Below are 3,348 nucleotides of genomic sequence, written 5' to 3'. Positions count from 1 at the left end.
GCACGGGCTGCCGGGGGTGTTGCTGCCGCGCTTGCCGGTGGCGATGTTGATGCTGGCGCCGATGCCGCTGGTAATGCTGCCGAAAATAATTTTCTTCCTGCGGTAGCAGCTGCTGTAGCGTTCATTGTGTCGCTTACGCCACAAGAGTTGGCAGCTCTGTCTCTTTTTATGGCTGGTGGAGCAACTATTGTTCAATCTCCTAACAATAGAACCGCTATAGCTGATTTCCTTACCTATTGGTTTGCATCGAAAAATTCTGCAGAAGATAGCGAAAAAACAAATCAAAACTCAAAAGAAGAAAAAAATAAAGATTCTCAGGCGAGTGGCAAAGACCCACAAAACAATAATGACGATGATAATGATGGAAAGGGTAAAAAGCTTAATAAAGGTAGGAAATATCATGACAAAAAACGCGATGAGGAAAAACAAAGATTAGAGGAGGAAGGATTTTCACCAAGCGAGGGAGAATTAACGATTGAAATTGAAATTACGACAGATAAAGGCACAATTAAAGCAAGAACACGTCCTGATATTACTTATATTGAGGATGGTGAACCTGCATTTAGTGAGACAAAAACTGGTAAAGCCAAATTAAATGAAGTGCAGAAAGGTTTAAGAGAAATATGTAAAACAACAGGAAGCATAAAATTTTGTGGCTCTAAAGCTGAATAGTATCTTAAGCAAAAGAAAGAGAAGTTTAATAAATACCAAGAAAATCTCAAAAATTTTATAGAAAAGGAGAAACCAACTGAGGATCAAATAAAAGTATTTAATAAAGAGTGGCCTAAAAAACAATTGAGTAAGAAATGGGAAAAAGGACCACGCAAATATAAACTCAACAAATATCCAAGTTATTTAGAAGAAAAGTGAAGTATTATGCAAACCAAAGATGTAACAGAGATTTTAAAAAAACATAGTTGGGAGCCCCATCGCGATGAAGTTGGAGATACATTTGCTTATTATCATCTTTCTGATCGTATAATACGCATTCTTTACGATGTTGTAGATTATGGAGAAGATGGTGGAAAGTTGTGGCTATCAGTTTCTCTTACCACCGCCGCTTATTGCCTTGCTGGGAAATATTCTAGAGGTGAACAGTCGCGCTATAAATATGACGATATGTTGATTTCTGCAGAAGAAAATTTTGGAGTTACGGCACAGAATCTTTCAGAAAGTCATATCGAGGACGCCTTAAACAAAGTAATTGCTTGGGCGCAAGCACAGGATATTGAACAAAAATTACGTGAAGAAGCCGTCAATCATTCTGCTGTTGCAAAAGCATTGCTTGGTGATATTGATGCTTTAAGATCTGATAAACCGGCACCCCAATTACATGTTCCAGAATTTGCGGATTACGCAACCATAGAATGGATTGATCGCCTTATTTTATTTGCACAAGCCTATAAGAATGGGGAGTTAGACGATATTCTAACGCGCAAAAAGCCCAAACAGCGCTCGATGAGCCTTACTGCAGCAAGCCGTATTCTCAAAACGCAAGGGTGGTTTTCTACGGAACTTGGAAAGATGTGGCTCTCTTTGCCTGATCGTTTTATTCAGTTTGATTTTGGTTTTGTACGTCTTCTCGATAATTACAATGTCCGTCTTGAAGCTGAGGTTTCTAACGAAGAGATTTCTGTAGCTTGTCGTTGTATGCGCTATAGGGGAGAATATAATTGGATACGACCTACGGATATTTATAAGTCTTTTAACACGATTGGGGGAGGGATTTTTAGCGGTTTTGGTAAAGGAATTGATATTTGTGTAGAAACATTGAATGAGCAAGAGTTAACACAAATCTCTGAGCGGATAATACAATGGGCACGTGCCCAAGATTTACAAGCATCGATCGAAAGCAAAACACTTGTTCAAAAATATAGCTACAATATAGACATAATCTGGCATTTGGCTTGTTTAGCGTTAACAGGTCGAATTGATATCCTGAAATCTTATCAAAATTTTCTGGAAGCTGGTACGATTTCTGAACATTTGGATGATAATGACGTAGAAAAATATGTTAACCATGCCGTTGAATTTGCTGAAAAACACTTGAAAATCCTTAATGAGCGAGAGGCAGCAGAAGCTCATCTTAATCCACAAGTTTTGATTACTTTCAATAAAGTTGCAGAGCAATTAAAAGAAATGGGTTGGACAGTTTATCGTGATAAAAACTACAATCGTAATGCTTATTTTATAAGTAAAGACCGTATCATCAATATAATGTATAACCTTCAAAGTAATGAAGAAGAGCCGATTGTTGTATTTAAGGCTTCTCTTTCAACACTTGCCTTCTCTACTGCTCATAGAGAGATTTTCTATAATATGCCTCAATATATAGCCCTCAAAGAAGCAGAAGAAGTTTATACAGTTTCTACTACTGAATTGGATGAAGGCAAGCTAAAGCAGATTTGTACAGATATACTTGAGTGGGCTGAGCAGCAAAATGTCAATCAGATCATTTATGATTATGCGGCTTTTCCCCCAGACAGTGAACTTGATCTTGTAGCGCGTCACCTCATTGCGCTTGTTTTAATTGGGGATGTTGAAAAGCTCAAATCTTATAAGGAGAGTTTTAGAAAGGGAAATCCTTTAGGTTTTGTGGAAGAAATCTCAAAATATAGAGTTGATAATCTGCTCACTCTTGCACGGGGTTACCGAACGGGTTTTCCGAAAAATGCTCCGATTTTAAGCTTGGATCTGCAAACGGCATCTGATGCTTCCAAAACTGTTGCAGGTGAGCCGACAGAGGAAGTAGAGGAAAGGGATGACAAAGATGCTCCATTGACCATGGAAAGTGCTCATGAACTTTTAAAAAGCTTAGGTTGGTCAACTGAGAAAATCAATGAAGATGATTATATGGCAAGCTATCAATTGGCTGATCGTGAAGTAGATATTCTTTACAACGATGAAATTGCCAAAGATTGTCCGCAATTTGATAGCGCCTTTTTGATTAGCACAGGCATTTTGGCTTGTGCTTGCAAATTCATTGATCCTACCCACACGGAAGATATCCCAGATATACAACTTAATTTTGAAGCCAAGGGACTGGAAATCTTTGAACCAGAAGTTACTGCAGATCGTTTAACACAGGCGCTTGATGATGCGCTAGAATGGTCAGTAACTGCTATTGATCTTTCTGAAAGGCTCCGCTCTGATTATGGTATAGCTCCTTGGCAACAGGATGCAACGGATAAGGGAGATGATACGGATTATGCTTTGCTTCATCTTGGTGCTCTTGCTTTGTTGAGTGATGTTGAGACTTTGCATTCTTATAAGAAAAGCTTTACGGCAGGTGATCACCTAGGTTTTGACGACAGCATCAACAAAATCCACCTTGAACGGGCAATAGCT

General features: G+C 38.8%; 1 protein-coding gene and 1 pseudogene. Both read left to right on the top strand.

All coding sequences use genetic code 11. The features are described 5' to 3' along the window. Positions 1-672 (top strand): annotated as a pseudogene (locus ACFINU_RS09385) (hypothetical protein); the annotation flags it as partial. Positions 673-876: 204 nt separating this feature from the next. After that, positions 877-3,348 (top strand): DUF6990 domain-containing protein (locus ACFINU_RS09380; RefSeq protein WP_375667622.1); only part of this gene is annotated, 2,472 nt, incomplete at its 3' end.

The organism is Bartonella sp. AC130YNZD (genome assembly GCF_042196865.1).
GTDB lineage: Bacteria > Pseudomonadota > Alphaproteobacteria > Rhizobiales > Rhizobiaceae > Bartonella.
The sequence above is the reverse complement of the archived record's forward strand: the minus strand, read 5'-3'. Positions and strand labels throughout refer to the sequence as shown.